This window comes from Nocardia rhizosphaerihabitans (assembly GCF_014646295.1).
Taxonomy (GTDB): Bacteria; Actinomycetota; Actinomycetes; order Mycobacteriales; family Mycobacteriaceae; genus Nocardia; species Nocardia rhizosphaerihabitans.
Genome location: NZ_BMNE01000004.1, coordinates 35,524 through 61,907 on the forward strand (window position 1 = coordinate 35,524; position 26,384 = coordinate 61,907).

Annotated in this window: 24 protein-coding genes and 1 riboswitch; of the genes, 13 read left to right on the forward strand and 11 right to left on the reverse strand. The window is 69.7% G+C overall.

What is annotated here, in order from left to right; translation table 11 throughout:
• Window positions 1–74: 74 nt before the first annotated feature.
• Window positions 75–509, reverse strand: coding sequence for a MarR family winged helix-turn-helix transcriptional regulator (locus IEY60_RS17660; RefSeq protein ID WP_189029587.1), 435 nt, complete (start codon window positions 507–509; stop codon window positions 75–77).
• A 217-nt stretch (window positions 510–726) separates the two neighbouring features.
• A riboswitch (SAM riboswitch) is annotated at window positions 727–841 on the forward strand.
• Between the two features lie 48 nt (window positions 842–889).
• Between IEY60_RS17660 and IEY60_RS17665 the strand changes: the two genes are divergently transcribed.
• A complete protein-coding gene (locus IEY60_RS17665) occupies window positions 890–2,206 on the forward strand; it encodes an aminotransferase class V-fold PLP-dependent enzyme (protein ID WP_189029589.1) in 1,317 nt (438 codons plus the stop codon).
• A 30-nt stretch (window positions 2,207–2,236) separates the two neighbouring features.
• Here IEY60_RS17665 and IEY60_RS17670 read toward each other — a convergent pair whose 3' ends face one another.
• Together IEY60_RS17670 and IEY60_RS17675 are read right to left on the reverse strand one after the other, a co-directional pair.
• Complete coding sequence (locus IEY60_RS17670) at window positions 2,237–2,704, reverse strand: flavin reductase family protein (RefSeq protein ID WP_229740012.1); 468 nt, start codon at window positions 2,702–2,704, stop codon at window positions 2,237–2,239.
• A gap of 93 nt (window positions 2,705–2,797) precedes the next feature.
• Window positions 2,798–3,481 (reverse strand): DUF998 domain-containing protein, encoded by a 684-nt coding sequence (locus tag IEY60_RS17675; protein WP_189029593.1) that lies wholly within the window; start codon window positions 3,479–3,481, stop codon window positions 2,798–2,800.
• A gap of 54 nt (window positions 3,482–3,535) precedes the next feature.
• Here IEY60_RS17675 and IEY60_RS17680 point away from each other — a divergent pair, with 54 nt between their 5' ends.
• On the forward strand, window positions 3,536–4,240 hold the full coding sequence (locus IEY60_RS17680; protein WP_189029595.1) for a TetR/AcrR family transcriptional regulator: 705 nt from the start codon (window positions 3,536–3,538) through the stop codon (window positions 4,238–4,240).
• A 52-nt stretch (window positions 4,241–4,292) separates the two neighbouring features.
• Here the strand turns inward: IEY60_RS17680 and IEY60_RS17685 are convergent, their stop codons facing one another.
• Complete coding sequence (locus tag IEY60_RS17685; RefSeq protein ID WP_189029597.1) at window positions 4,293–4,769, reverse strand: YbaK/EbsC family protein; 477 nt, start codon at window positions 4,767–4,769, stop codon at window positions 4,293–4,295.
• A gap of 231 nt (window positions 4,770–5,000) precedes the next feature.
• Here IEY60_RS17685 and IEY60_RS17690 point away from each other — a divergent pair, with 231 nt between their 5' ends.
• The 5 genes from IEY60_RS17690 to IEY60_RS17710 all read left to right on the forward strand — a co-directional run bounded on the left by IEY60_RS17690 (window position 5,001) and on the right by IEY60_RS17710 (window position 10,067).
• Window positions 5,001–5,822, forward strand: coding sequence for a crotonase/enoyl-CoA hydratase family protein (locus IEY60_RS17690; protein WP_189029599.1), 822 nt, complete (start codon window positions 5,001–5,003; stop codon window positions 5,820–5,822).
• Window positions 5,823–5,913: 91 nt separating this feature from the next.
• Window positions 5,914–6,411: a MarR family winged helix-turn-helix transcriptional regulator gene (locus IEY60_RS17695; protein ID WP_189029601.1), complete on the forward strand. Its 498-nt coding sequence runs from the start codon at window positions 5,914–5,916 to the stop codon at window positions 6,409–6,411.
• Entirely contained in the window at window positions 6,408–8,165 is a 1,758-nt protein-coding gene (locus tag IEY60_RS17700; protein ID WP_189029603.1) for an MDR family MFS transporter, read from the forward strand. The genes IEY60_RS17695 and IEY60_RS17700 overlap by 4 nt, the downstream gene beginning before the upstream one ends.
• A gap of 7 nt (window positions 8,166–8,172) precedes the next feature.
• A complete protein-coding gene (locus tag IEY60_RS17705) occupies window positions 8,173–9,423 on the forward strand; it encodes a sensor histidine kinase (RefSeq protein ID WP_229739919.1) in 1,251 nt (416 codons plus the stop codon).
• Complete coding sequence (locus tag IEY60_RS17710; protein ID WP_189029605.1) at window positions 9,411–10,067, forward strand: response regulator transcription factor; 657 nt, start codon at window positions 9,411–9,413, stop codon at window positions 10,065–10,067. Before IEY60_RS17705 ends, IEY60_RS17710 begins: the two co-directional genes overlap by 13 nt.
• Before the next feature lie 10 nt (window positions 10,068–10,077).
• Here IEY60_RS17710 and IEY60_RS17715 read toward each other — a convergent pair whose 3' ends face one another.
• Window positions 10,078–11,223, reverse strand: a complete 1,146-nt coding sequence (locus IEY60_RS17715) for a serine hydrolase domain-containing protein (protein WP_189029607.1) — start codon at window positions 11,221–11,223, stop codon at window positions 10,078–10,080.
• Between the two features lie 266 nt (window positions 11,224–11,489).
• Here IEY60_RS17715 and IEY60_RS17720 point away from each other — a divergent pair, with 266 nt between their 5' ends.
• The gene (locus IEY60_RS17720) at window positions 11,490–11,717 is read left to right on the forward strand and encodes a hypothetical protein (protein WP_189029609.1); all 228 of its coding nucleotides are present in this window, start codon (window positions 11,490–11,492) and stop codon (window positions 11,715–11,717) included.
• A gap of 71 nt (window positions 11,718–11,788) precedes the next feature.
• Here the strand turns inward: IEY60_RS17720 and IEY60_RS17725 are convergent, their stop codons facing one another.
• Window positions 11,789–12,277: an inorganic diphosphatase gene (locus tag IEY60_RS17725; RefSeq protein ID WP_189029611.1), complete on the reverse strand. Its 489-nt coding sequence runs from the start codon at window positions 12,275–12,277 to the stop codon at window positions 11,789–11,791.
• A gap of 349 nt (window positions 12,278–12,626) precedes the next feature.
• Here IEY60_RS17725 and IEY60_RS17730 point away from each other — a divergent pair, with 349 nt between their 5' ends.
• The 4 genes from IEY60_RS17730 to hpt all read left to right on the forward strand — a co-directional run bounded on the left by IEY60_RS17730 (window position 12,627) and on the right by hpt (window position 16,798).
• Window positions 12,627–13,988 (forward strand): D-alanyl-D-alanine carboxypeptidase/D-alanyl-D-alanine-endopeptidase, encoded by a 1,362-nt coding sequence (locus IEY60_RS17730; protein WP_189031166.1) that lies wholly within the window; start codon window positions 12,627–12,629, stop codon window positions 13,986–13,988.
• Window positions 13,989–14,000: 12 nt separating this feature from the next.
• Complete coding sequence (locus IEY60_RS17735) at window positions 14,001–15,065, forward strand: Rv3626c family coenzyme F420 biosynthesis-associated protein (protein ID WP_189029613.1); 1,065 nt, start codon at window positions 14,001–14,003, stop codon at window positions 15,063–15,065.
• Between the two features lie 144 nt (window positions 15,066–15,209).
• Complete coding sequence (gene tilS, locus IEY60_RS17740) at window positions 15,210–16,223, forward strand: tRNA lysidine(34) synthetase TilS (protein ID WP_189029623.1); 1,014 nt, start codon at window positions 15,210–15,212, stop codon at window positions 16,221–16,223.
• A gap of 23 nt (window positions 16,224–16,246) precedes the next feature.
• Complete coding sequence (gene hpt, locus IEY60_RS17745; RefSeq protein ID WP_189029625.1) at window positions 16,247–16,798, forward strand: hypoxanthine phosphoribosyltransferase; 552 nt, start codon at window positions 16,247–16,249, stop codon at window positions 16,796–16,798.
• On the opposite strand, the gene IEY60_RS17750 is transcribed toward hpt, so the two are convergent.
• A complete protein-coding gene (locus tag IEY60_RS17750; protein ID WP_229739920.1) occupies window positions 16,789–18,684 on the reverse strand; it encodes a serine/threonine-protein kinase in 1,896 nt (631 codons plus the stop codon). The genes hpt and IEY60_RS17750 overlap by 10 nt on opposite strands.
• Window positions 18,685–18,724: 40 nt before the next feature.
• Window positions 18,725–21,136, reverse strand: a complete 2,412-nt coding sequence (locus tag IEY60_RS17755; protein ID WP_189029627.1) for a protein kinase domain-containing protein — start codon at window positions 21,134–21,136, stop codon at window positions 18,725–18,727.
• Window positions 21,137–21,357: 221 nt separating this feature from the next.
• Between IEY60_RS17755 and IEY60_RS17760 the strand changes: the two genes are divergently transcribed.
• Entirely contained in the window at window positions 21,358–22,707 is a 1,350-nt protein-coding gene (locus IEY60_RS17760) for an amidase (RefSeq protein WP_189029629.1), read from the forward strand.
• Here the strand turns inward: IEY60_RS17760 and IEY60_RS17765 are convergent.
• The 3 genes from IEY60_RS17765 to IEY60_RS17775 all read right to left on the reverse strand — a co-directional run bounded on the left by IEY60_RS17765 (window position 22,704) and on the right by IEY60_RS17775 (window position 26,371).
• On the reverse strand, window positions 22,704–23,600 hold the full coding sequence (locus IEY60_RS17765) for a LysR family transcriptional regulator (RefSeq protein WP_189029631.1): 897 nt from the start codon (window positions 23,598–23,600) through the stop codon (window positions 22,704–22,706). The two genes, IEY60_RS17760 and IEY60_RS17765, sit on opposite strands and share 4 nt — an antisense overlap.
• Before the next feature lie 393 nt (window positions 23,601–23,993).
• Complete coding sequence (locus IEY60_RS17770) at window positions 23,994–24,812, reverse strand: SDR family oxidoreductase (RefSeq protein ID WP_189029634.1); 819 nt, start codon at window positions 24,810–24,812, stop codon at window positions 23,994–23,996.
• Window positions 24,809–26,371, reverse strand: coding sequence for an aldehyde dehydrogenase family protein (locus IEY60_RS17775; RefSeq protein WP_189029636.1), 1,563 nt, complete (start codon window positions 26,369–26,371; stop codon window positions 24,809–24,811). The genes IEY60_RS17770 and IEY60_RS17775 overlap by 4 nt, the downstream gene beginning before the upstream one ends.
• Between the last annotated feature and the right edge of the window lie 13 nt (window positions 26,372–26,384).

Here is a 26,384-nt window from a genome sequence, read left to right on the forward strand (position 1 = left end):
GATGGTCACCAGGTGCCAACGGTACTCGGAGAAGGTGTGGCGCCACGGCAGCGCGAGGCGTGCCGCGGCGCAGATCACGACGGCGATTCCGGGATCTCGCCGAGGGCGGTGAGCGCCAGCCGGTGCAGCGTGCGCTGCTCGTCGGCGTCGAGCCGCTCCAGCACCCGCGCGGTGGCGTCGGCGATGAGGCGGTCGGTGCGCTTGCACTGTTTGCGCCCGGCATCGGTGATCCGCAGCCGGTACTTGCGGCGGTCCTTGCCGTCGCGAGTGCGCTCTACCAGGCCTGCGCGTTCGAGCGCGTCGACCAGGCGGACGACTTCGCTGCGGTCGATCCCGAGCGCGTCGCCGACCTTCTTCTGCGTCAGGTCGGCGTTCTCCTCGATGAAGGTGAGCACCCAGTGATCGCGCAGCGGCACGTCGATCTCGGCGTGCAGTGCCTTGGTGAGCCGTCCGAGCGCGTACACCGGGTAGCGCGGCAGGCCGCGGACGGAGTTCGTGTTCGTGGACATGGCGGCCACTCTAACAAATAGTGGGGGGACTCAATCATTTGGGGTATCCACCATGGAGTGGGTAGATGATTGGCTGATGCTTGCGTCAAGGGCAACTCGGCGGCAACCGGGGGGCCGCCGATGGTGTTGCGGGCGTGGGGCTTCCTGTCGCGTGGTGCGCCCCGCCGGCTCGGGAGTGGTTGACAGCTCGCGGGATCGTCTGTCACTCTCGTCGACAGGTCACGAGTACCAGCGACAAGCCCCGGCTAGCTGGTCGGCAACCCTCCTCCGCGGTGGGGTGCTCCGGGTGACGACCAGGCCGCCGTCCGCAGTGGACGCGGCAAGCGCGGACTCGCAGCACCCTTTTCGGGAACGAGTCCCTGAGCCGACGGGATTTCGTCATGACCGCAGTAATCGACCCCACCTGTGCCCTGGCCGCCGTGTCCGGTGCCGACCTGCAGGTTCCGCTCGTGCAGGGCGGGAGCAGCACCTATGCCAACTTCGACTACGCGGCGAGCGCGCCGGCGTTGCGGCAGGTCACCGACCGGATTTCGCAGCTGCTGCCGTACTACGCCAGCGTGCATCGCGGCGCTGGCTACGCCTCGCGGATCTCCACCGAGTGCTACGAGGCCTCGCGTGGCTCGGTCGCCCGGTTCGTCGACGCGTGTGACGACCAGGTCGTCGTGTTCACCCGCAACACCACCGATTCGCTGAACCTGCTGGCAGGTTGTGTGCCCGGGGAAACCGTCGTGCTCGATATCGAGCATCACGCGAATTTCCTGCCGTGGACCGCGCACGGGCGTCGGGTGGTCGAGGCCGCCGACACCGTCGAGGAGACGATCCGGCGGGTCGTCGCCGAATTGTGCAGCAAGCCGGCCGCGTTGCTCGCGGTGACCGGGGCGTCGAATGTCACCGGTGAGGTGCTGCCGCTGGAGCGGCTGGCCACCATCGCCCACCTGTGCGGCGCGCGGATTCTCGTCGACGCGGCCCAGTTGGCACCGCATCGCCGGATCTCCCTGCGCGAGACGGGGATCGACTATCTCGCCTTTTCCGGGCACAAGCTGTACGCGCCGTTCGGCGCCGGTGTGCTGGTCGGCAAGCGCGACTGGCTCGACGCGGGCACGCCGTACCTGGCCGGTGGTGGCGCGGTGCGCAATGTCGGTGTGGGGCAGGTCGAGTGGGCCGCGGCGCCGCAGCGGCACGAGGCGGGATCGCCGAATGTGCTGGGCGCGGCCGCCATCGCCGCCGCCTGTGACGCGCTGGCCGCCATCGATCCCACCGAACTCGTTGCCCACGAACGCTTCCTGGCCGACCGACTGCGCGACGGATTGTCCGCGATCCCCGGCGTCGACATCGTCCGCATCTGGTCCGACAGCCCCGACTGCGTCGGCATCGTCGCCTTCACCGTCGCCGGCTACGCCCCCGGCCAGGTAGCCGCCTGCCTCTCCGCCGAACACGCCATCGGCATCCGCGACGGCCGCTTCTGCGCCCACCCCCTCCTGTCCCGCCTCGGCCTGGACGCCGCCCTCCGCGCCAGCATCGGCCTCGGCACCACCGCCACCGACGTAGACCGCCTGATCACCGCCATCGCCACCCTCACCGAATCCGGCCCCACCTGGACCTACGCCACCACCGAAGGCCTCTGGAACCCCACCCCCGAAACCCGCCCCCTCACCGCCGATTCCCCCGCAGGCGCCGCTCCCTGCCTCATCGGCTGAGCTCTCGCCGTCGCCTGCCGCCCCATCCGATCAGGTGTCGAGGGCGGTGGGGCGGTGGTATTTGCCGTTGTAGTAGAGGAGGGGGGCGGCGGACGGGGTTTCGTGGGTTTGGTCGTGGACTCGGGTGACCAGGCCTACCGCGAGGGTGTGGTCGCCGATGTCGATGAGTTGGTGGAGGGTGGTGCGGAGCCAGAGGGGGGTGCCGTGCAGGACTGGTTCGCCGGTGTCGAGGGTGGTCCACAGGGAGCGGTCGGTGAAGCGGTCGGCGGCGGTGCGGGAGAAGCGGTGGGCGAGGTGGTGCTGGTGTTCGCCGAGGAAGTGGATGACGACCGAGTCGGCGGCGCGCAGGGCGTCGATGCTCGACGAGGTGTGGGCGATGTTGAACGACACCAGGGGCGGTTCCAGGGACAGGGAGGCGAACGACGTCGCGGTGAAGCCCACCGGGCCGGTCTCGGCGCCGATGGTCACCACGGTGACCCCGGCCGGATAGTGCCGCATCGATTCCCGGTACTGCTCGGCGGTGATCCCGCTCAGATCATCGGGGACGACCAGGTCGGCCGGGGTTCGTCGCACTTCACTCACCGCCCCAAACTACGCCCGCGGCGCAACCGCGCCCATCGCCCGGTCTGCCCGCTGCGTGCCGACCGCGCGGGCCGTGTCTTCGGTGAGCACGCGCAACGCGAACACGACCTGCCACAACCCGATGAACAGGGTGGGCAGCCGTTCGTAGAGGCCGGCCGGCGAATCCGCGCCCTCCGCGGCGCCTTCGAAAGCCACGAAGAACGCGCCGACCGCCGCTAGCGACAGCACCCCGGTGGCGACCGAGAAGGCGTCCCAGCCGCGGAAGGGGCGACCCGCGGCGGCGAACGCGGCCACCGGGAACGCCAGGAACACAACCAGCGCACCCATGCTGTGCACCGTGCCGATCGCGGTGACGGCGTCGGACTCACCGGCGGGGAACCCGAGCGCCGGGTCGGTGGGGAAAACCCCGATCAGGACCAGCCCTGCGCCGGCGACGAGCAGGGACACATATCCCGAGGTCCGGATGGCGGACGAACGGCGGAGTGCCTCGGCGAAGCACAAGGTCAGCACGCCGTAGACGACGAAGTTCGCGATCTGGATCCAGCCGTGCGGGGCAAGGCTGAGTGTGCTGATGGTGTCGTGCGTGGAGTCGTAGTCCGGCTGCACCGCACCGTTGACGAGATAGGTCAGGACGAAGAGAACTGGACCGGCCGCACCCGCCGTCAACAGCGTGTGTGTACAACGTATACTCATGCGTACAACGTACACCGATGGTGTGTACATAGTACACACGAGAGAGAGTCAGGCGTGACATTCCTCTGGGAACGGCTGGCGCAGGCCGCCGGCGCAACAAGCAAATTCCTGTCTGCCGAGCGCATTGCCGCGACGGCTGTGGCCGTCGCTGATGCCGACGGGCTCGACGCCATCACCATGCGCCGCCTCGCCACCGAGCTGGGCGTCGCCCCGATGGCCGCCTACCGCCATCTGGCGAACAAGGACGAGGTGCTGGAACTGATGGTGGACCTCGTCTACGGCGAGATCGACCTGCCCGCCGGGACCGAGTGGCGCACGACCCTGCGCGAGCTGGCGCTGGCCGTTCACGCCCTGATCCTGCGCCATCCGTGGCTCACCTGGCTGTCGGCGCCGCAGATGGTGTACGAGCTGACTCCCCATCGGATGGCACTGACGGAACTGGCACTCACCGCACTCCACGACGACCTGGGTCTAGATCTCGATGCCGCGATGGCCGCCTGCCGCACCGTCTTTACCTATGTCCAGGGAGCGACCAGCGCTGAAATAGGTCTCCGCGACCTCATGGACGACCACGGCTGGACCAGCGGTGCGGAAACTCGCGCCGGGCTCGCCACGCACATGAAGTGGCTCCTCGACACCGGCCGCTACCCGACCTTCCAGCGCTACGCCCACGAAGCGGGCCGCAAGGACGACCTGCGATGGCAGTTCGAAACCGGTCTCGATCAGGTCCTCGACGGAATCGGCGACGCCGCAAGCTGAATCACCCGAACGGCCGACCGATCAGCGATTCCGCGGCGAAAGCGTCGCGGAATCAATCGATCTCGATCGGCAGGCCTGCGGTGATGCGGACGAGTTCGCGGAAGTTGGTGCGGAACACCGTGTTCGGGTGGCCGCCTGCGGCCCAGACCTCGGGGTGGGCGGCGAGGGCGGTGTCGACCCAGGTGGGGAGGTTTGTCGGGTGGCCTACGGGGGCGGTGCCGTCTATGGGCTGGCCGGTGATGCGTTCCACCAGGGCGGTGGGGGCGGGGATCAAGGTGCCTTCCATGCGTTTGCCGGTGCGGGTCAGGTCGACCTGGTGATGGCCCGCGACGAGGATCAGGACGGGGTCGTTGTCGAGGAGGAAGACCTGGGAGGTGGTGATCGCGGTGGGGTGGGCGCCCATGGCCCGGGCGGCATCGGCCGCGGTGGGGGCGGGCGTCTCGGGGGAAACGATGACGCCGTGATGCCCGCGGGCGATGAGGGTATCGGCGACGCGGCATGCGACCGCCGGAAGAGACGACCTGCGCATGAGATCCAGAGTAGGTCGATTGCGGGAAATATACTGTGCAACTGGAGCACTGGCGTGCTCGAGTTCGCGGCCCCTCCTGTCCCGCCGGTCAGGCACCGTTGCTTGCTCCTTCGTCGCCTACGCAACGGCACCTGACCGACGGGACGGCCGCGAACCGCCGCTGTGCGGCGGCCCCTCCGCGAGGTCGGGGGTGCGGGCTGGTGTTGTTGGCCGTCGGGCAATAATCGGCGCATGACTGATTGGCAGGCCTTCACCGTCGAGATCGCCGACCACGTTGCCCAGGTCACGCTGACCGGGCCGGGTAAGGGCAATGCGATGGGACCCGATTTCTGGCGCGAGTTGCCGGAGATCTTCCGCGAGCTCGACGCCGACCCGCAGGTGCGTGCGGTGGTGCTCACCGGCGCGGGCAAGCATTTCTCGTTCGGGCTCGACCTGGCGGCGATGGGCGGCATGCTCGCTCCCGTGCTGGCCGACGACGCCAAGGCCGCGCCGCGCACCGAGTTCCTCAAGGTCGTCCGCGGCATGCAGGACTCGGTGACCGCGGTCGCCGAGTGCACCAAGCCGGTGATCGCCGCGGTTTCGGGCTGGTGCATCGGTGGTGGCCTGGATCTGATCGCCGCCGCCGATATCCGCCTGGCCAGCGAGGACGCCAAGTTCAGCCTGCGTGAGGCGAAGGTGGCGATCGTCGCCGACATCGGTTCGCTGCAGCGCCTGCCCGGCATCATCGGTGAGGGCAACCTGCGCGAGCTGGCGTTCACCGCCAAGGACATCGACGCGGCCCGCGCCGAGCGGATGGGCCTGGTCAACGAGGTCTTCGCCGATCAGGAGGCCGTGGTCGCCGCCGCGCACGCGATGGCCCGCGAGATCGCCGACAACCCGCCGCTGGTGGTGCAGGGCATCAAGGACGTGCTCGAGCACCGGACCGCTCCCGCGGTGGCCGACGGCCTGCGCTACGTGTCGACCTGGAACGCGGCGTTCCTGCCGTCGAAGGACCTCACCGAGGCGATCACGGCGGTGTTCCAGAAGCGCGCCCCGGAGTTCAAGGGCGAGTAAAGGCAGTTCAAACGGTTGCCCCGGCGACCGTTCTGTCTACATACTTGCATCACACAACTAATTGATTGATGCAAGTAAAGGTGAATCCCTGGTGACTGAGAACGAGCCCGCGATCGACACGATCGCGCTCCAGCTCGTCCGGCTGCATCGCCTGCGCGACCGGTCGCTGGCCCAGCTCAAGGACCGCTCCGGCATCGACCCGGCGGGCTTCGTCGTGCTGTTCCGGCTGGTCTGTGACGGGCCGATGCGTTCTGGCGCCCTTGCCGATGCGGTGCACTCGGACGCGTCGACGGTGAGCAGGCAGGTCGCGCAGCTGGTGGACCGGGGGCTGGTGGTGCGCGCCGCCGATCCCGACGACGGCCGCGCCACCGTCCTCCAGGTGACCGACTACGGCCGCGAGACCGCCGAACGGATCAGGACCCGCCGCCGGGAGTCCGTCGCCATCGTCACCGAGGACTGGTCGGACGCCGACCGCGCGACCTTCGCCGCGCTGCTGGCCCGCTTCGTCGACGACTACGACGCGGCCCGCCCGACCCTGCTGTCCCGCTCGCCCGCACTGAGCTCTACCGCGATGGAGAACGATTCGTGACGACAACCGCGGCCCCGGTGGAATCACCCGCCGGTTTCACCCACCGCCAGATCCTGACCATCCTGTCCGGCCTCATGCTCGGCATGCTGCTGGCCTCGCTCGATCAGACGATCGTGTCGACCTCCATCCGCACCATCGCCGACGACCTGCACGGCTATTCGCTGCAGGCGTGGGCGACGACGGCCTACCTCATCACCGCCACGATCAGCACGCCGCTCTACGGCAAGCTCTCGGACATGTTCGGCCGGAAGCCGTTCTTCCTCACCGCGATCGGGCTGTTCATCATCGGCTCGCTGCTGTGCACGCTGGCCACCTCGATGTACCATCTCGCGGCCTTCCGCGCGTTCCAGGGTCTGGGCGCGGGCGGGTTGATGTCGCTGGCGCTGGCCATCATGGGCGACATCATCGGCCCGCGGGAACGCGCCCGCTACCAGGGTTATTTCCTTGCCGTGTTCGGTATTTCGAGCGTGCTCGGGCCGGTGCTGGGTGGTCTGCTCGCCGGGCAGGACACCATTCTCGGCATCACCGGCTGGCGCTGGGTGTTCCTGGTGAACGTGCCGCTGGGCCTGCTCGCGCTGGTCGTGGTGACCAGGGTGCTGCACCTGCCGCGCAAGCCGCACGCCACCCATCGCATCGACTTCGCGGGCGCTGTCGTCCTCGCGGTCGGGTTGGTTCCGCTGCTGATCGTCGCCGAGCAGGGGCGTGAATGGGGTTGGAGCAGTACCGGATCGGTGCTCTGTTATGTCATCGGCGCGCTCGGCCTCGCCGGCTTCGTCGTGGTCGAGAAGTACATGGGTGACGCCGCGCTGATCCCGCTGCGCATCTTCTCGAACGGGACGTTCGCGCTGGGCGTGGTGATCTCGTTCGTCGTCGGCGCCGCGATGTTCGGCGGCATGCTGCTGCTGCCGCAGTACCTGCAGGTCGTGCGGGGCGCGGGCCCCACCGAGGCCGGTCTGCAGATGCTGCCGATGGTGCTCGGGCTGATGATCGGTTCGATCGTGTCGGGCCGGTTGATCTCGAAAACCGGGCGCTACCGGGTGTATCCGGTGATCGGCGCGGCCACGCTGACCCTCGGGCTTTTCCTGCTGCACCTGCTCGACGCCGACAGCCCGCTGTGGCTGGCGATGATCTTCATGGCGCTGACCGGCTTCGGCCTCGGCAACCTGATGCAGCCGCTCACGCTGGCCTTGCAGAACGCGCTGCCGCCCAAGGACATGGGCGTGTCCACCGCGTCGGCCACGTTCTTCCGGCAGATCGGCGGCACCCTCGGCGCCGCGGTCTTCCTGTCGATCCTGTTCTCGCTGCTCACCCCGAACATCACCGAGCAGCTGCAGCAATCGGCCGCCGACCCCACCTATCAGCAGGCCGTTGTCGCCGGTGCGCAGAGCACGAACCCGGCCGACGCGGCCCTGGCCAAGGGGCTGCTGGCACAAGACACGTCGGCCGCCGGTGCGGTGCTGCAGGACAGCTCGATCATCCAGCAGCTGGATCCGACGCTGGCCAAGCCGTTCCAGGTCGGTTTCGCCGACTCGATGTCGACGGTGTTCCTGGTCGCCACCGCGGTGGCGCTGCTCGCGCTGCTCCTCGTGCTGTTCTGGAAGGAGGTTCCGCTGCGCATGCAGGGCGGAATCCAGGCGGCGGGCGATGCGAAGGCGGCGGACGGTGTCGGTGCGCTGGTCGACACCGCGGCGCAGTCGAGTGGTCCGGACGTGGACCGGCGCGAGAACCACCCGGACGCGGGCGGCCGGGCATGATCGACGCGTGAGTCCCATCGACAACGGCGGAGCGGGTCGGTGGCTGCGTCGGCTACCTGCCGCTGTCGGCTACCTGATGGTCGGCGGGCTGACCGGCCTGGCTTCGCTGTTCGCCGTGGTCGCGCTGGCGATCGTCGCGGCGGCGAGCCTGATCGGGATCGGGATACCCGCGCTCCCGGAGGCGGTGAAGCTGATTCGCCCGCTGCTCACCCTGGAACGCCGCAGGGCGGGCAAGCGGCTCGGCGCGCCGATCACGCAGGCCTACCGTCCGCTGACGGGTGACCTGCGGGAGCAGCTCGCGACCCTGGCGGCCGACCCGGCGAACCGGCGCGACCTCGCCTGGCTCGTCCTGCACGGTGTGATCGGGCTACCGGTGGCCGCGCTGACGGTGGCCCTGCCGCTGAGTGCGGTGCAGCAACTGCTGACCGCGGCGCTGTGGTGGACGGCGCCGGACGGGATGCCCGCGAGCAACGGATTGACCGTCGACTCCTGGCCGACGGCCGTACTGAGCGCGCTGCTCGGCCTCGTCTACGGCGCGCTCGTCGTGCGCTCGCCCGCGGCGGCGAATGCCCAGGCCCGGGTGGCCCGTGCGCTGCTCGCCCCGGACGAGCACGCGATGCTGGCCGACCGGGTCGCCGAACTCACCACGACCAGGGCCGCCGCGCTCGACGCGCACGGCGCCGAACTGCGCCGCATCGAACGCGACCTGCACGACGGCGCCCAGGCCAGGATCGCCGCGGTGATCATGCAGCTCGGACTGGCCGAACAACTGCGCGAGCGCGATCCCGGCGCCGCCGACCGGATGGTGCGCACCGCGCAGGACACGGCATCGGCCGCGCTGGCCGAACTGCGTGACGTGGTGCGCAGCGTCTATCCGCCGGTTCTGTCCGATCGCGGCCTGGCCAGTGCCGTCTCCGCGCTGGCCGCGCGCAGCCCGATCCCGTGCGTGGTCGAGCTGAACGGCAGCACCCGCAGGCCGATGGCGGTGGAGGCGGCGGCCTACTTCGTCATCGCCGAGGCCATCACCAATGCCACCAAGCATTCTGCCGCCGAGACTCTGTCGATCGAACTGGGCGGAGCGCCCGACCTGCTCACGGTCGAGATCCGCGACGACGGTGTCGGCGGGGCGGCCGTGACCGACGGCGGCGGGCTCGCCGGTATCCGCCGCAGAGCCGAGGCGCTCGACGGCCGGATGACGCTGAGCAGCCCGGACGGTGGGCCTACTCTGGTGCGGGTGGAGTTGCCGTGCGGGTCGTGATCGCCGAGGACGACGCCCTCCTGCGGGAGGGTCTCGTCCTGCTGCTGAAGACCGCCGGGATCGAGGTGGCCGCCGCCGTCGACAATGCCGAGGACTTCCTCGCCGTCGTCACGGCCGACCGCCCGGACGCGGTGATCGTCGATGTGCGGCTCCCACCGACGTTCACCGATGACGGCCTGCGCGCCGCGGTCAGCGCCAGGACCGTGCACCCCGGCCTGCCGGTGCTCGTCCTGTCGGCCTACGTGGAGGACAGTTACGCCGCCGAACTGCTAGGCGACGGCGCGGGCGGGGTCGGCTATCTGCTCAAGGAGCGGGTCGGCAAGGTCGACCGGTTCCTCGAATCACTGCACCGGGTCGCCGCGGGCGGCACCGCGATGGACCCGGAGGTGATCGCGCAGCTGCTGGTCCGCCGCCGCGCCGACGACCCGCTGGCGACCCTCACCGCGCGAGAAAGGGAAGTGCTCGCGCTGATGGCGGAGGGCCAGGCCAACGCCGCCATCGCCGAACGCCTGGTCGTCACCGAAGGCGCTGTGCTCAAACACATTCGCAGCATCTTCGCCAAGCTCGGGCTGGCCGCCGACGAGTCGGGGCACCGCAGGGTCCTGGCCGTGCTCGCCTATCTCAACGCGCGTCCCGGCAGGTGAGGTCGGGGCCTCACGACGCGCACACGATGGTGTCGTAGGCCTGGTCGACGAGTTGGGACTGCTCCTCGCTGTCGGGCAGCTCGTTCACCGTGAGGGTGACCGCGACGCCGTCGGCGGTGACGCCGGTGTGGGTGCCGAAGCCCGGGATGCTGCCGCCGTGGCCGGTGATCAGCTCGCCGCAGGGCGCGGTGTGCTGGACCAGGCCCAATCCGTAACCGGCCGAGGGCATCCGATCGATCGAAATGGTGCGGCGCATCTCGTCGAGTTGCGCGGCAGGCAGCAGTTTCCCGGCCAGCAGGGCGGTGAAGAAGCGGTTCAGGTCGGCGCCGGTGGCGATCATCGCTCCGGCGGTATCCGCCATGGAGGGGTCGAAGTAGGTGAAATCGATACGGGTGCCATCGGTTTTCTCATACCCGCGCGGGTGGGGGGAGCGTAGGCCGGTGTCACCGGGGGCGGGAAAGTAGGTGTCGCGCAGGCCGAGTGGCTCGATGATCCTGGCATTGATCGCGGCGGCGGCGGACTGGCCGGTGACCCGCTCGATGAGCATGCCGAGCAGGATGTAGTTGGTGTTGGTGTACACCGCTTTCGCACCCGGCTCGTACAGCGGCGGCATCGCCATCGCGATGGCGACCAGGTCCTCCGGTGTGTAGCGCTGCCAGCGGGCGGCCTCGGAATCCTCTTTCGCGCTGGGATCGCCGCTCGGCAGGTAGTCGGGGAGGCCGCTCGTGTGCTGGAGCAGCTGACGCACGGTGACGCGGTTGCCGTCGTTGCCGTTGCCGTGCACGACACCGGGCAGGTAGCGCTCGACGGGAGCGTCCAGCTCGACCTTGCCCTCCGCGACCAGTTGCAGGATCACCGTCGCGACGAAACTCTTGGTGTTGCTGCCGATCCGGACGAAGGCGCCGTCGGGGAACGGTGCGCCGGAGGCGATGTCGCCGACGCCCGCGGTGACGGTCCGCTCGCCCGCCGGGGTGGTGATCACGGCCTGGGCGCCGGGAAAGCCCGCCCGCACCAAGGCGTCCAGGGCCTGCTGTACCTCGGGCCCCGGCTGCGGCGGGGTCGCGGTCTCCCCGCCGCACGCGGGTACGGCGAGCAGTGCGACGGCGCAGGCACCCGCGGCGACGATGCGGCGGGACCTACTGCGAAAAATGGTCATGAGCTGCGCTTTCCTCCTGCTGAAACGATGCGTGCCTGACTGTTTCGAGCGTAGAAATTCGGAGCGGTTCCGCCCATGTCGCGCGCGCCCGAATCCGTGGTCGCGCCCGCCGGTACACGGAGGTGGTGCCTGCACTACTGCCGCAGGGGTGGGGAAGGTGAAGCGCCCATGGTGGGGCTGAAAGTCCCCCTAGGGGTGGCTGTTTCGGCGTCGGTGCGCCAATACCGTTCAAGACGAGAGAAATCGAGCACAAAGGAGCACACGACATGCGCATCAAATCCACCATCGCCGCCGGACTGCTGGCCGTCGCGACCGTCGCCGGGGTGTCGACGGTCGCCGCGGGCAATGCCGCCGCCGGTCCGGCCGGCACGTACTACGGCACCTACGCCACGCTGACCGCCTGTCGCGCCGACGGCGAGTCGCCCTACACCGGCGGCTATTACTGGGAGTGCACCGAGGCCTGGGACGGCTGGGACCTGTACATCTGGTACTGAGCCACCGCAGCCCAACGAAAACGGGAAGCCCGAACCTGGTTCGGGCTTCCCGTTTTTCGTGCACCGTCAGCTCAGTGGCCGGATTCCTTCAGGCGGGCGAAGGACTCGTCGATGATCTTCTCGGCCTCGGCGCGGTCCAGCCACTCCGAACCCTGGACGAACTTGCCCGGCTCGAGGTCCTTGTAGCGCTCGAAGAAGTGCTTGATCGCGGACAGCTCGAACTCCGAGACGTCGGCCAGGTCCTGGATGTGATCCCAGCGGGGGTCGCCCGCAGGCACACACAGCACCTTGTCGTCGCCGCCTGCCTCGTCGGTCATGCGGTACACGCCGACCGGGCGGGCCTCGACGATGACGCCGGGGAACACCGACTCGGGCAGCAGCACCAGCGCGTCCAGCGGATCGCCGTCCTCGCCGAGGGTGTTCTCGATGAAGCCGTAGTCGGCCGGGTAGCCCATGGAGGTGTACAGGTACCGGTCGAGCTTGACCCGGCCGCTCTCGTGATCGACCTCGTACTTGTTCCGAGAACCCTTGGGGATCTCGATGGTGACGTCGAACTCCACGCCATCTCCTTGCTCGTTCGAGTGCATCTGTAGCCGAATCGCCAGATCGTTCTGGGGAACCGTTGCGCAACGAGGATAGTGTGGTGTGCTGGAACACCGGTGCGGCAGGCGGCTCAGCGCGCAGTCGAGGCGTGTCGGGCGAGACAGTCGAGGATCGGTGAGGCGTGATGTCAAGGTTCGAGATTCCGGCCGGCCGGGTGGCCTGATGGATCAGCGCGGAACGGGTCATCCGCCCTATGCCAACGAAGCACCGACGGTCGTGATCGATCGAAACACCGGGGAAACGGGATCGCGGGGTGGGCGATCGTCGCTGTGGATCTGGCTGTCCGCGGTGGTTGTCGCGGTGCTGATGATCGCGGGTGGGTTCGCGGTGATCGCGAAACCGTGGTCACCGGAATTCCGGCACGGGGGGCTGACCATCGCCGAGCCGCCGCGGGGTCAGGCGGCCGCCGCGCAGGTGACGCCTGCCAGGTCCGACGCGCCGGCGCCGACGGCGGCCGGGATCGCCGCCGCGCTGGCTCCGGTGGTCGGTAGTCCCGATCTCGGCGCTTTCGCAGGGCAGGTGACCGATCCGACCAGCGGGACGGTGCTGTGGAGCCAGGATTCCACCAAGGCGATGATCCCGTCCTCGACGGCCAAGGTCATGCTGGTCGCCGCCGCGCTGCTCACGCTGCCCGACGATCAGCGGGTGCCGACCAGGATCGTCGCCGGTGCGCCGGGGGAGCTGGTGCTCGTCGCCGGTGGGGATCCGACGCTGACCACCAGGGCCGACGGCGGCTACTACACCGACGGCGCCCGGATCGCGGATCTGGCCGCGCAGGTCAAGGCCTCCGGCAGGCAGGTGAACGCGATCGTCGTCGACACCTCCGCCTACACCGGGCCGACCATGGCCGCCGGCTGGGACCCGATCGACATCCCGGAGGGCTCGATCACCCCGATCGAACCGATCATGCTCGACGGTGGACGCTTCGATTCGTCGGCCGACTACTCACCGCGCACCTCGACCCCCGCGCTGGAAGCAGGGCGTGCGCTGGCCGCCGAACTCGGCGTCGACCCCGCCGCGGTGCGGGTCGGGCAGGCCGCCAAGAACGGCGCCGAGCTCGCCAGGGTGGAATCGGCGCCGCTGCGAGTTCGCCTGCACGACATGATGATCTACTCCGACAATGTGCTCGCCGAGACGATCGGGCGGGAGCTGGCCGTGGCGACCGGGCGCGAAGCCTCCTTCGCCGGTGCGGTCGCGGCGACCTCGGCGGCGCTGACCTCCGCCGGGTTCGACATCGCCGGCTTGCAGCTGGCCGACAACAGCGGCCTCTCGGTCGACGACCGGGTGCCGCCGCGCCTGCTCGACAGCATCATCGCGACCGCGGCCAAGCCAAGCGGCGATGCCGCGATGGTGCCAGCGGGCACCCAGGCCAGGCCCGAAAGCGACCCGCGCGCAGCGGCTCTCGCACCGCTGCTGGACGACCTTCCCGTCGCGGGCGGCACCGGGACGCTGGCGCCGCGCTTCGTCACCCAGAACCGGGCGGGCGCGGGCTGGGTGCGCGCCAAGACCGGAACTCTGAGCGTCGCGAGCGCGTTGGTCGGGTATGTGCTCGACCGTGACGGACGGGTACTGACCTTCGCGCTGATGTCCAACGACCGACTGCCGGAGGTCAGCAGGCCCGCGCTCGACGCGGTCGCGGGCACCCTGCGCAACTGCGGATGCTCCTGAGAGCGGGTGGCGATGACCGATGACAAGACCGGGCGCACGACCTCCGGATTCAGCGGCGCGGTGGACTGGCGGCTCGCCGCCCGCACCGGCGCGGTGCTGGCGCCCGCAGGGCCGCGCACTTCGCGGCAGACCGCCGAACAAGTCGTAGCCGAGCTCGCCACCGCCTCGGTGCGGGCCGAAGGGCCGGTGCGTGAGGTCAGCGGACTGCTCGACGACCGGCCCGTGCCCGAGGCCAGGATCGTCGACCGGCCCGGCTGGATCGCCGCCGCCGCCGACTCGATGGCCGTGCTCACCGGCACCGACACCACCACCGTGCCCGGCGGACTGGTCGGGAAGCCCGCCGGGTTACAAGCCGGGACCATGCTGGCGTTCCTGTCCACCGCAATCCTCGGCCAGTACGACCCGTTCACCGGCGAAGACGGCACGTTGCTGCTGGTCGCGCCCAATATCCTCAGCGTCGAGCGGGCGCTCGGCGTCGATTCGTCCGACTTCCGGCTGTGGGTTTGCCTGCACGAGGTGACCCACCGGGTGCAGTTCTCCTCGGCGCCGTGGCTGACCGATTACATGCGCACCAATGTCGACATCCTCAGCGAGGTCGGCGAGGAGCCGATGAGCGAGATGCTCAGCAGGCTGATCGCCGAGGTGCGGTCCCGGCGCAACGGCGACACCGCCGACGACCCCAACAGCCGCGGGATCGTCGGCCTGCTGCGCGCCGCCCAGGCCCCGCCGCAGCGCCAGGCCCTCGACCGGCTGCTCATGCTCGGCACCCTGCTCGAAGGCCACGCCGACCACGTCATGGACGCCGTCGGGCCCGCCGTTGTGCCGACCGTCGCCGACATCCGCGCCGCCTTCGACCAGCGCAGGAAGAAGCCGACCAATCCGATCCAGCGGTTGCTGCGGGCGCTGCTCGGGGTGGACGCGAAGGTCGCGCAGTATGTGCGGGGGAAGAAGTTCGTCGACGCTGTTGTCGACCGGGTCGGGGTCGCGGAGTTCAACACGGTGTGGACCGACGCGGAGACCCTGCCGAGGCTCGACGAGATAGACGACCCGGACCGGTGGATCGCGCGAGTGTTATAGCCGCACTGAACAACGGACATCGACGCGCGCACATGGGTAACTCACCGGGTACGGGCAAACGTGCCCATCCCGATCACTGCCAGCCGCCGACGCAACTCTGGCAGGCAGGCGGCCTGGCCTGAATACGCGGAGAGGCGGAACAGCATGAAACCGCGGCTGCCTGAGACCTCGGCTGTTTTGGCCGTGCGGCGAGGGGTGCGGGAGTGGGTTGCGGCGCGGGGTGGGCGGATGCCGGCTGTGGTCGGGTTGTCCGGGGGAGCTGATTCGCTGGCGTTGGTCGCCGCTGCTGTCGTCGAGGCCGGGGACGTGACGGCTGTCGTGGTGGATCACCGGTTGCAGGACGGGTCGGGGGAGGTGGCCGAGCGGGCGGCTGAGCAGGCGCTCGCGCTGGGCTGTGTGGAAGCGCAGGTGCTGCCGGTCGAGGTCGGGCGGGAAGGCGGGATCGAGGCGGCGGCGCGGGCGGCCAGGTACGCGGCGCTGGAATCGGTGCGCGCGGGTCGGCCGGTGCTGCTCGGGCACACGCTCGACGATCAGGCCGAGACCGTGTTGCTCGGGTTGGCACGGGGGTCGGGTGGGCGGTCTATTCACGGGATGACGGCGTGGAATCCGCCCTGGGGGCGGCCGTTGCTAGGTGTCCGGCGGGCGGAGACGGTGCAGATGTGCGCCGACCTCGGTGTCGAACCGTGGGACGACCCGCACAACCTCGACCCCGCGTACACCAGGGTGCGGGTGCGGACCGAAGTGCTGCCGCTGCTCGAGGACGTGCTCGGGGGCGGTGTGGCGCAGGCGCTGGCGCGGACCGCGGATCAACTTCGCGCCGATGGCGAGGTGCTCGACGCGCTCACCGCCGACCTGCTGCGGGCGGCGAGCGCGGGTGCCAGTGGCCCCGGCGACAGTGATCGACCGGCAGTGTCGGTCGAGATTCTGGCCACTGCCGCCCCGGCGCTGCGGCGCAGAACGATCAGGGCCTGGCTCGCCGAACAGGGCGTGAGCGGCTTGCTGAACGCCCATTTACAAGCGATCGACGAGCTCGTGAGCAATTGGCGCGGGCAGGGTGGGGTCGCGGTGGCCGGCGGTGGGAGGGACCACAGGTTGGTCGTGACGCGCGAGCATGGCACGCTGACGGTACGCGTGCAGCCGCGAAACGATGCCACATAACCACCGAAGGGACACCCACTTCCGTGTACGGAGACGACATCGCATCGGTGCTGATCACCGAAGACCAGATCAAGGCCAAGATCGAAGAGCTGGCCGAGCTCGTCGCCAAGCGGTACCCATCCGATGCGCCCGAGGGCGACCTCCTGCTGATCGGTGTCCTCAAGGGCGCGATCTTCTTCATGACCGACTTCGCCAGGGCGCTGCCGATCCCGACCCAGCTCGAGTTCATGGCCGTGTCGTCCTACGGCTCGTCCACCTCGTCCTCGGGCGTCGTGCGCATCATGAAGGACCTGGACAAGGACATCGCGGGTCGCAATGTGCTGATCGTCGAGGACATCATCGACTCCGGTCTGACCCTGTCCTGGCTGCTGCGCAACCTGGCCACCCGCAACCCGGCCTCGCTGGAAGTGGTCACCCTGCTGCGCAAGCCCGACGCGCTGCGCACCCCCGTCGAGGTCGCGCACGTCGGCTTCGACATCCCGAACGAATTCGTCGTCGGCTACGGCCTCGACTACGCCGAGCGCTACCGCGACCTGCCCTACATCGGCACCCTCGACCCGAAGGTCTACTCCTGACCCGGTGTTCGCGATCCGGTCACGCGCAGTAGCGCCCGGATATCGGATTCGATGATCCGGAACAGGATGTAGGAGATGACGAAACCGATCATCCCGCCCACACAGATCGTGCGGAGCGGGGTGAGCGTCGTCAGCAGGTCCGCGACCGGCAGAAACGTCGCGCTGGCGACGACGAGCAGCGGGATGGACGCCGCGACCACCAGGTAGCGGCGGCACCGGCCTGCCAGCACGGTCAGCGATGTGCCGTCGCTGCGGAAATCCTGGCCGTGGTGCAGGAACATCGGATAGACGCAGCGCACCAGGTACAGGGTGATCAGGAAGTACGGGTACGTCATGGCGATGGCGGCGCAGATCGCCGACACCAGCAGCAGATGCAGTGCCGTGCGCGCGGGCAGATCGTGGTCGGCCAACCCGATGGTGACCGCGTAGATCACCCCGGCCGCCATCCACAGCACGAACACCACCGCGACGGCCCGGTTGCCGAGTCGCAGGCAGTCCTGGCGGGCCCGGTCGAGCGTCTCGGGATCACAGTGCCGACCGGTGCGTAACTGGTGGGGAATGGTCAGCAGTCTTCTGCCGAGGAAGATCAGCGTCGCCCCGCCTGCGGAGAAGAAGATCAGGTTGGTGATGTCGGCGACGGCGCGCTGGGTGGCGCGGGTGTCCGGGTCGAGCCTGCTGTGGATGAGCGTCGTGTTCAGCTGACGCTGGTAATAGGCGGCCAGCACGTTCGGGATCGCGATCGACAGCGCCAGCAGCGCGAACACATACGGCTGCAACCGGATTCGCCAGCTGTCCGGTGGTGGGTCGGTGAGGTCGCGGGCGTGCTCGTCCAGGCACAGGTCGAGTTGCGCGGCCAGCATCGCGCCGTCGGCCCACCGGTCGGCGCGGTCGGCGGCCAGGCACGTCAGCAGGATCCGCTGCAAGGCGGCCGGGCAGTCGGCGGGCACCTGGCCGACGTCCACGCCCGCGTTGCGGCGGGCCAGGGCCGCGTCCAGCGCGAGTTCAGGGTGCAGGTCGTCGTCGGGCACGGTGGTGTCGTCGAAGGGTTTCGCGCCGGTCAGCAGTTCCCACAGCAGGACGCCGAGCGAGTAGATGTCGGCGCGGGTGTCGAGCTCGGCGGCGCTGCGGTCGCGACCCGGATGGCAGGCTTCGAGCTGTTCCGGGGACATGTACGCGAGCGAGCCGCCGAAATACGACACCGGGCTGGTGCCCGCCGAACGGTTGAAGCTGATGTTGAAGTCGGCGAGCTTGGGCACGCCCTCGGCGGTGAGCAGGACGTTGGCCGGTTTCACATCGCGGTGCAGCACGCCGTGGCCCGCCGCGTGCTGCAAGGCGGACGCCAGCCTGGCGCCCAGCCACGCGACGGTTTCCGGCCAGCTCAGACCGGCGATCTGGGCGCGCATCGCCGAGTCCGTCGGGCGGATCTCGCCCTTCTCCTTCATGGCCGCGTCGACGGCGTCGAGCAGCAGGCTGCTGGTGCGCTCCTCGGGCGGCGTCGCGCGGACCCAGCGCAGCACGTCGAGCAGCGTCCCGCCGGGCAGGAACTGCATGTACAGCATCCGCAGCCGGGGCGAGCCGTCGGCGGGGGTGTCGAGCACCTGTTGGTCGAACACGCGCACGATGTAGTCGTGGTCGAGCTGGGCCAGGGTCTGTGGCTCGCTGCCGCTGTCGGCGGAGATCTTGACCGCGACCAGTCGCTGCATCGACCGCTGCCTGGCCAGGAAGACCCGGGCGAACGCGCCGGCGCCGAGCTCGGTGAGCAGCTCGAAATCACCGATTCGCGTGCCGACCTCGATCCGGTCGAGCCCACGGCGATCGGTCGGATGCGCGGCGGCGGTGCGGTCGAGCGCAGGCCTGGTCACCTCGGCGGTGCGTGTGGAGCTCACACCGGTGGTACGGCTGCACCCAGCCGCGGGGTTCATCGGGTCAGCTGACGACCCGATCCAGCGCGGCCAGGTCGGCTTCGAGGGCGCGGAACAGCACGTAGGAGCCGACGAAGGCGACGATGCCGCCGACACACAGGACCCGGACGGCGACGATCACCTCGGGGATGTCACCGGGCGGCAGGAAGGTCACGCCCGCCACCGCGAGCAGGGGCACCGAGGCGGCGACCGCGAGGTACCAGGTGCAGCGGCGGCTCAGCGCGCGCAGCCAGGCGCTGTCGTCGGCGCTGATCTCGCCGTGCCGCAGGAAGATCGGATAGATGCAGCGGACCATGTAGAAGCTGACCAGGAAGAACGGGTAGGCGACCGCGATCGCGCCGCAGACCAGCAGCGAGGCGAAGAAGTGGATGACGGCGCGGGCGGGGACGTCGCCCGCGGCCAGGCGCAGGGCGATCGGGAAGGTGATGCCGGAAATGGTCCACAGCGAGAACGCGACGATCACCGCCTGGTCGCCGATCCGCAGGGTGTCGTGTCTGGCTCGGCGTAGCGTCGCCGGATCGTATCGCCTGCCGTGGCGCATGCCGCGTGGCACCGACAGGATGAACCGGGCCAGGTAGATGAGTAGCACCGTGCCGACCGGGAAGAACACGAGGTTTACCCCGGCGGTGATCACCACGAACGATTGCTGCGCGGTCTCGCTGAGCCTGCTCACGACCAGCGTCTGATTGTGGACGATGTTGTACCAGGACGCGAGGGCGTTCGGGATGCCGATGGCGATCACCATCATCAGCAGCGGGAACCGGCGCAGCTGCAGCCGCCAGCTCTTCGGCGGCGGGTCGACCAGGTCGCGGGCGCGTTCGTCCAGGCACAGGTCGAACTGTTTGGCCAGGACCGCGCCGTCGGGCCAGCGGCGCGCGCGGTCGGGTTCGAGGCAGGTCAGCAGGACCCGCCGCAGCGCGGACGGGCAGTTCTCGGGCACCCGGTCGAGTGCGACGGGGTCGACGCCGCTGGTGCGTCGTTCCAGCATCGCCTCGAGAGTGGTCTCGTCGCCGCGGCCCGCGGCCTCTGCGGTGCTGTCGTCGAACGGCTTCGCGCCGGTCAGCAGCTCCCACAGGAGGACGCCGAGCGAGTAGATGTCGGCCCTGGTGTCGAGGTCGGCGGCGGTCCGGCCGAGACCGGAATGGCAGGCCTCGAGCTGCTCGGGGGACATGTACGACAGCGAACCGCCGAAGTACGCGACGGGGCTGGTCCCGGCGACGGTCCGGCTGAAGCTGATGTTGAAGTCGGCCAGCTTGGGCACGCCCTCCGCGGTCAGCAGGACATTGGCCGGTTTCACGTCGCGGTGCAGCACGCCGTGGGTCGCCGCGTATTCGAGCGCCTCGGCGAGCCGCCTGCCCAGCCAGGCGACGGTCTCCGGCCAGGTCAGCTCGGCGAGTTCGGCGCGCACGCTCGAATCGGTCGGGCGGATCTCACCCTTCTCCTCCATGGCCGCGTCCACCGCGTCGAGCAGGAGTTTGCCGCTGCGTTCCGTGGGTGGGGTCGCGCGCACCCAGCGCAGGAGTCCGAGCAGGGTGCCGCCGGGCAGGAACTGCATGTAGAGCAGGCGCAGGCGGCGGGCGGCCGAGGGCGCGGTGTCGTCGGTGTCGAGCAACTGCTGATCGAAGACCCGCACGATGTAGTCGTGGTCGAGCTGGGCCAGGGTCTGCGGTTCGGTGCCGCGGTCGGCGGAGATCTTCACCGCGACCAGGCGCTGCATCGAGGTCTGCCTGGCCAGGAAGACCCGCGCGAAGGCGCCGGTGCCGAGCCCGGTCAGCAGCTCGAAATCGCCTATGCGCTGGCCGATTTCGATCCGGTCCAGTGGCTCGAACGCGCCAGGCGCCGACGCGGCGGCTGTCGCGGCGGCGATCGCCGCCGCGGTCGCTGTCACGGTGAGGTCGAGCTCGGGCGTGGTCACCTGGGTAGTACGAGTCGGGTCGGGTGGTTGGTTCACCGTCGGATCGGGGTCGTCGGTGCGATGGGTGCTCTGCTCGAGCTCGTCGGCGTTGAGCAGCGCGCGCAGGCTCGGCGCCTGATTCGGATATTCGCGCAGGCAGTCGCGTGGGTCGACACGTTCACCGCTGTGCCTGCGGATCACGAACTCCTCGAACACCAGCCCGGGCGGCAGCGTCGCCGGATCGAGTTCGGGGAACTCGGCGCAGTAGTGGGCGAGGCGCTTGCGGGTGACGTCGGTGCCGGTGTGGTGCAGCCAGCGATTGCGCAGATCGATGCGGATCAGTTCGTGTAGCGCCTGCCTGCGCAGGGTCCGCGCGTCGGGCAGGAATTCGGCGATATCGGGCGGCTGCCCGGCCGTGGAACCCCATGCCTGGGTGAACGCTTCGACCATGTCGCCGCGCCCGTTCGTCGACTGTCCGGCGCTCGCGTCGGGCAGTTCGTCGTTTCCGGTCTTATCGATCATCAACCGACCTAAGGTTCGCGCGGGTCGGAGCGAAATTCCATCCGCCACACCCGACACCATCGGCCTCCGAGCCGTACCCGAATGATAACTTGCGCCTCGAGAGCAGATCACCCGAATTTCGAGACCATGCGACGGGGGCGAATCCGCACATGCACGATGACCTCACAGCGGTAGCATGGGAGTCCGTCGACGACGACGGCGTGACGGACGCTGAGGTGGCGATGAACCCTTCCCACCCACCCGCCGACGAGTACCCCATCGGCGGCCCGGCGGCGGCGCTGGCCGCCCGTGTACGCGCGGGCACCATCACGCCCATCGACGTGGTGACCGAGGCCCTGACCCGGATCTCCTCGGAAAATCGCAAGATCAACGCGTTCACCGTCGTGCGCGCCGAGCAGGCCCGCGCCGAGGCGCTGGAGCTGGCCGCCCGCGACGATCTGGACGAACTGCCGCTGGCAGGCGTGCCGGTGGCGGTGAAGCAGAACATCGCGGTCGCCGGGGTGCCGATGCGGGCCGGGTCGGCGGGCAGTTCGACCCAGCCGGAGCCCGCCGATCATCCGGTGGTGGCCAGGCTGCGGGCCGCGGGCGCGATCGTCGTCGGGGTGACGGCGATGCCCGAACTCGGTCTGTGGGCCACGACGGACGAGGACGGGACCGTCACCCGCAATCCGCGCGATGTCGGCCGGACCGCCGGTGGTTCCTCGGGTGGCGCGGCCGCCGCGGTGGCCGCCGGGCTGGTGCCGATCGCCCATGGCAACGACGGGCTCGGCTCGATCCGGGTGCCCGCCGCTGCCTGCGGTGTCTTCGGGATCAAGCCGGGACGCCAGGTGGTGCCCGCCGGGATCGGCGCCGATTCCTGGGCGGGTATGGCCGAGAACGGCGTGCTCGCGACGACGGTGTCGGACGCGGCGCTGGCGTTGTCGGTGCTGGCAGGCCGGTCCGATCTGGCCGAGCTACGCGCACCGCAGCGACTACGCATCGGACTCGCCGTGGCTCCGCCGTCGCGACTGGTCCGGGTTGATCGGCACTGGACGGCGGCAGCGCGCACCGCGGGTGCGCGGGCGGCGGCGGCCGGGCACCTGGTCGAGCCGGTCGAACTGCCCTACGGCGACACGGCGCTGGCGATGGCGCTGCGCTGGCCGAGCGCCGGCCTGGCCGACGCCGCGGCGCTACCGCATCCGGAGCTGCTGCAACGCCGCACCAAACGGCACCTCGCGCTCGGCAGGCTGATCCGGCGGCTGGGCTTGGTGCGGCCGAACCAGGTCGACCGGATCGAGGCCGGACTTGTCGACTTCTTCGAGAACTTCGACGTGGTGATCACCCCCACGCTCGCGGCTCCGCCGCCCAAGGCCAAACAGTGGAGCGGTCGCGGCTGGACCGCGAATGTGCTGGCCTCGGCGCGCTACGCGCCGTTCACCGGCGTCTGGAATCTGGTCGGCTGGCCCGCCGCGTCGGTGCCGATGGGTACCCATCCCGAGGCGCACACTCCACTGGCGGCGCAGCTGGCCGGTCCGCCGGGCAGCGAGGCCACCTTGCTCGGCCTCGCTGCCCAACTGGAGCTGACGAACTAGACCGCGATCGGGGTCTGCACCGGCTGCGGCTCGGAGAAACCGCCGTCGACGGCGCGACCGGCGAATTCCAGGATGGTCGGGCGGGTGTCGTCGGCCCGCCACGCCACCGCCAGCTCACACGGGGTGAGACCGGCGACCGGGCGTGCGGTCAGGCCGGGCCAGCGGTACATCGGCACGTTGTTCTCGGCCAGCAGGCACACACCGAGGCCGAGGCTCACGGCCTCGAGCTTGTCCTCGGGGGTGGCGGCCTCGGCGCCGATCTTGGCGGCCCGGCCGCCGCGGGCGTCGTTGCCGAGCCAGAAGTCACGGACCGCGCCCGCTTCGGTCGGCAGGGCGATGAACGGCTCGTCGAGCAGATCGGCGAACTCGATCGTCTCCTGCTCGGCGAGCGGGTGGGTCTCGGGCAGCAGCACCCAGCGCGGCTCGGTGCGCAGCACCTGCCAGCGGTAGCGGTTGGGGTCGGGTAGCGGCAGCCACACCAGGGCCAGGTCGGCCTGACGGCCCGCCAGGCCACTGGACGGGTCGTTCCAGGAGGCGGCGTGCAGGGCCAGGCGATGGCCGCTGGCGCTCTCCAGGTCGTTGAGCAGGCCGCGGCCGAGCGCGGACTGGATGCCGACGCGCAGCACTTCACCGGCTTCCTGCAGGGAGACGTTGGTCACCTCCCACAGCTCCAGGATCTTGCGTGCGCCTTCGAGCAGTTCCTTACCGGCGACGGTGAGGGCGACACTGCGCTGGTTGCGGTCGAACAGGACCACGTCGAGCTGGCGTTCGAGCTGGCGGATCTGGCGTGACAGCGTCGGCTGAGCGATGTGCAGCCGCTGGGCGGCGTTGGTGAAATGCAGTTCCTCAGCGACGGCGACGAAATACCGCAGATCGCGCAAATGCGGGTCCATAGCACCTTGCTATCAGAGTCGGTCGGGAAAATCCAGCCAAAACGGGCAAGGAAGTTCGCGGAGGTGGATCAAAACAGTCACCAGGTTGGTAACGCACAGCATATTGCCTGACATGGTGCGCTGCATCATTGAGGCGTCATTTGTGTGCGGTCGGCGGACGCCGAGCGGCGGGCATGCGGCTGCTGGGCGGTTGACCAGCGGAAATGCGTCCGGCTTCACACGATTCGGCGCGATGTGGCGTGCGCCCTGGCGACGCGGGCGAGCGATGAAACAGACCGCTGACCTCTGTTCGTGCCGGATGGCCTGCGACGCAGTGAATTTCGTCACAAAGAGGTTTCGGTGTGGGGAATCCGGCCGCGGCGAGCCATCCGCGCGCGGCCGGATCCCGGGTAGTCAGCTCTCGCGAGCGCGTTCCTCGTAGGCGCGCCGAGCCGAGCTGTCGACATCACCGAGGAAGGCCGTGCGTGACCCCAGCGCCCGGCCGAGACCGTCACCGACGGCCTCGGGCAGCAGGTTCACGAACCGGGACAGGTAGCCGGCGAACGCCGACACCCGCACCTTCGAGCGCGGCGATCTGATCAGCCCCTCGATCGCCGCGGCGATCTGCTCCGGTTCGGCAGGCCGCAACAACCAGTTGCCCTGTACCCCGGCGCCCAGCTCGGTCTTCGTCAGTGTCGGCAGCACCGCCGAGAACCGAACGCCCGACCCGCGATACTCCTCGCGCAGGGTGTCGGTGAAGCCGAGCACCGCGTGCTTGCTGGCGTTGTAGGTCGCCAGCCCGGGGATGTGCGTCTCGCCTGCCAGTGAGGCGATGTTGATGACGTGCCCGCGCCCGCGCGGCAGCATCCGGGCAAGGCCGAGCTTGGACCCGAGGATCACCCCGTAGACGTTGATCTCGAGAATCCGGCGGGTCACCCGGTCCGGCTCGTCGACCACCAGGCCGGTCGGCATGATGCCCGCGTTGTTGATCAGCACATCGATCGGGCCGACGGTGCGCTCGACCTCGTCGAGGAAGGCCTCGAACGAGACCGGGTCGGTGACGTCGAGCGCGCCCGACAGCGCGAAATCGCCCGCCGCCTTCACCGCGGGCTCGTCGATGTCGCCGATCGCGACGCGCGCGCCGAGCTCCTGCAGCCGCGTGGCCGTCGCGAGGCCGATGCCGCGGGCGCCACCGGTGATCACGACGACGAGATCGCGGACCGCCGTGCTCATTTGCCGCCCTTGAGCCGCCACACCGCGGGCAGGTCGATCCGGCGGATGCCGCGCGCACCGGCGACCCGCATCGCGCTCACCATGACGACCAGCTTGTTCATGTCGTACGGGTACCAGAACAGCTCTTTGCTCATGGTCGGGATCTTCGGCTTGGTCATCGCCTGCGCGCGGCAGTACTTGCGCAGACCCGACGCCCCGCCCCAGCGCGCGCCGACACCGGACAGGCCCCAGCCGCCCATCGGCATCGCCGGGTTGAACAGGTTCGAGAACACGTCGTTGATGTTGACCGCGCCCGCGTTCAGCTGCCTTGCCACGCGTTCGCCGCGCGACTTGTCACCGGTCCACACCGACGCCGACAGGCCGTAGATCGAGTCGTTGGCCAGCCGGATCGCCTCGGCCTCGTCGGCCACCTTCATCACCGGCAGCGTCGGCCCGAAGGTCTCCTCGGCGACACACGACATCGAATGGTCGACGTCGACGAGCACGGTGGGCTCGAAGAATGTGCCGACGCCGGTGCGCTTGCCGCCGGTGGTCGCCCGCGCGCCCGCCGCGATGGCCTCGTCGACGTGACGCTGCACGATCCGCACCTGGTTCTCGTTGGCCAGCGCGCCCACGTCGTTCTTCGATTCCCGCCCGTCCTCACCCTGGCGCAGGGCGGCGACGGCGGCGGTCAGCTTGGTGACGAACTCGTCGTAGACCGGCGCCTCGACGTAGACCCGCTCCACCGAGATGCAGACCTGCCCGGCGTTGAACATGCCGCCGAAGGCGATGCCGTGCGCGGCGCGGTCGATGTCGGCGTCGGCCAGCACGATCGCCGGGTCCTTGCCGCCGAGCTCGAGGCTGTAGGGCACCATCCGCTCGGCGCAGGCGGCGGCGATCTTGCGGCCGGTCGCGGTGGAGCCGGTGAACTGGATGTAGTCGGCGTTCTCGACGACGGCGGCACCGGTCGCGCCCGCGCCGGTGACTACCTTGAACACCGGCGGCGCGCCGATCTCGGCCCAGCCGCGGGCCAGCTCGACCGCCGACAGCGGCGTCACCTCCGACGGCTTGAGGATCACCGCGGCACCGGCGGCCAACGCCGGGAACACGTCGATCGCGGGCATCGCGAGCGGGAAGTTCCACGGCGTGATCACCCCGACGACCGGGTACGGCCGGTAGGCGACGGTCAGCGACTTCACCCGGGCCAGCGGGCTGTGCGGGGAGGGATGCTCGTCGGCGAGGAACTTGCCTGCCCGGCGCGCGTAGTAGCCGAGCAGGTCGACGGCGAAGGCCGGGTCGATGAGCGCGTCGACGCGCGGCTTGGCGGTCTCGGACTGGAGCACCGCGGCCAGGTGCTCGGTGTTGTCGATCAGCCAGTCCTGCATCTTCAGCAGCCACTTCTTGCGGCCCTCTGGCCCGATCGCCTCCCATTCGGGCTGGTAGAGGCGCAGTTCCCGGACCGCGGCCGCTACGTCGTCCGGCGCGACGATCGGTACCGAGCCGGTCTGTTCGCCGGTCGCCGGATTGTGCACCGCGATCACCTGGGCGTCGGCCGCGGCGGTCTGGTCGAGTTCGGTCACTTCGTGCTCCCCA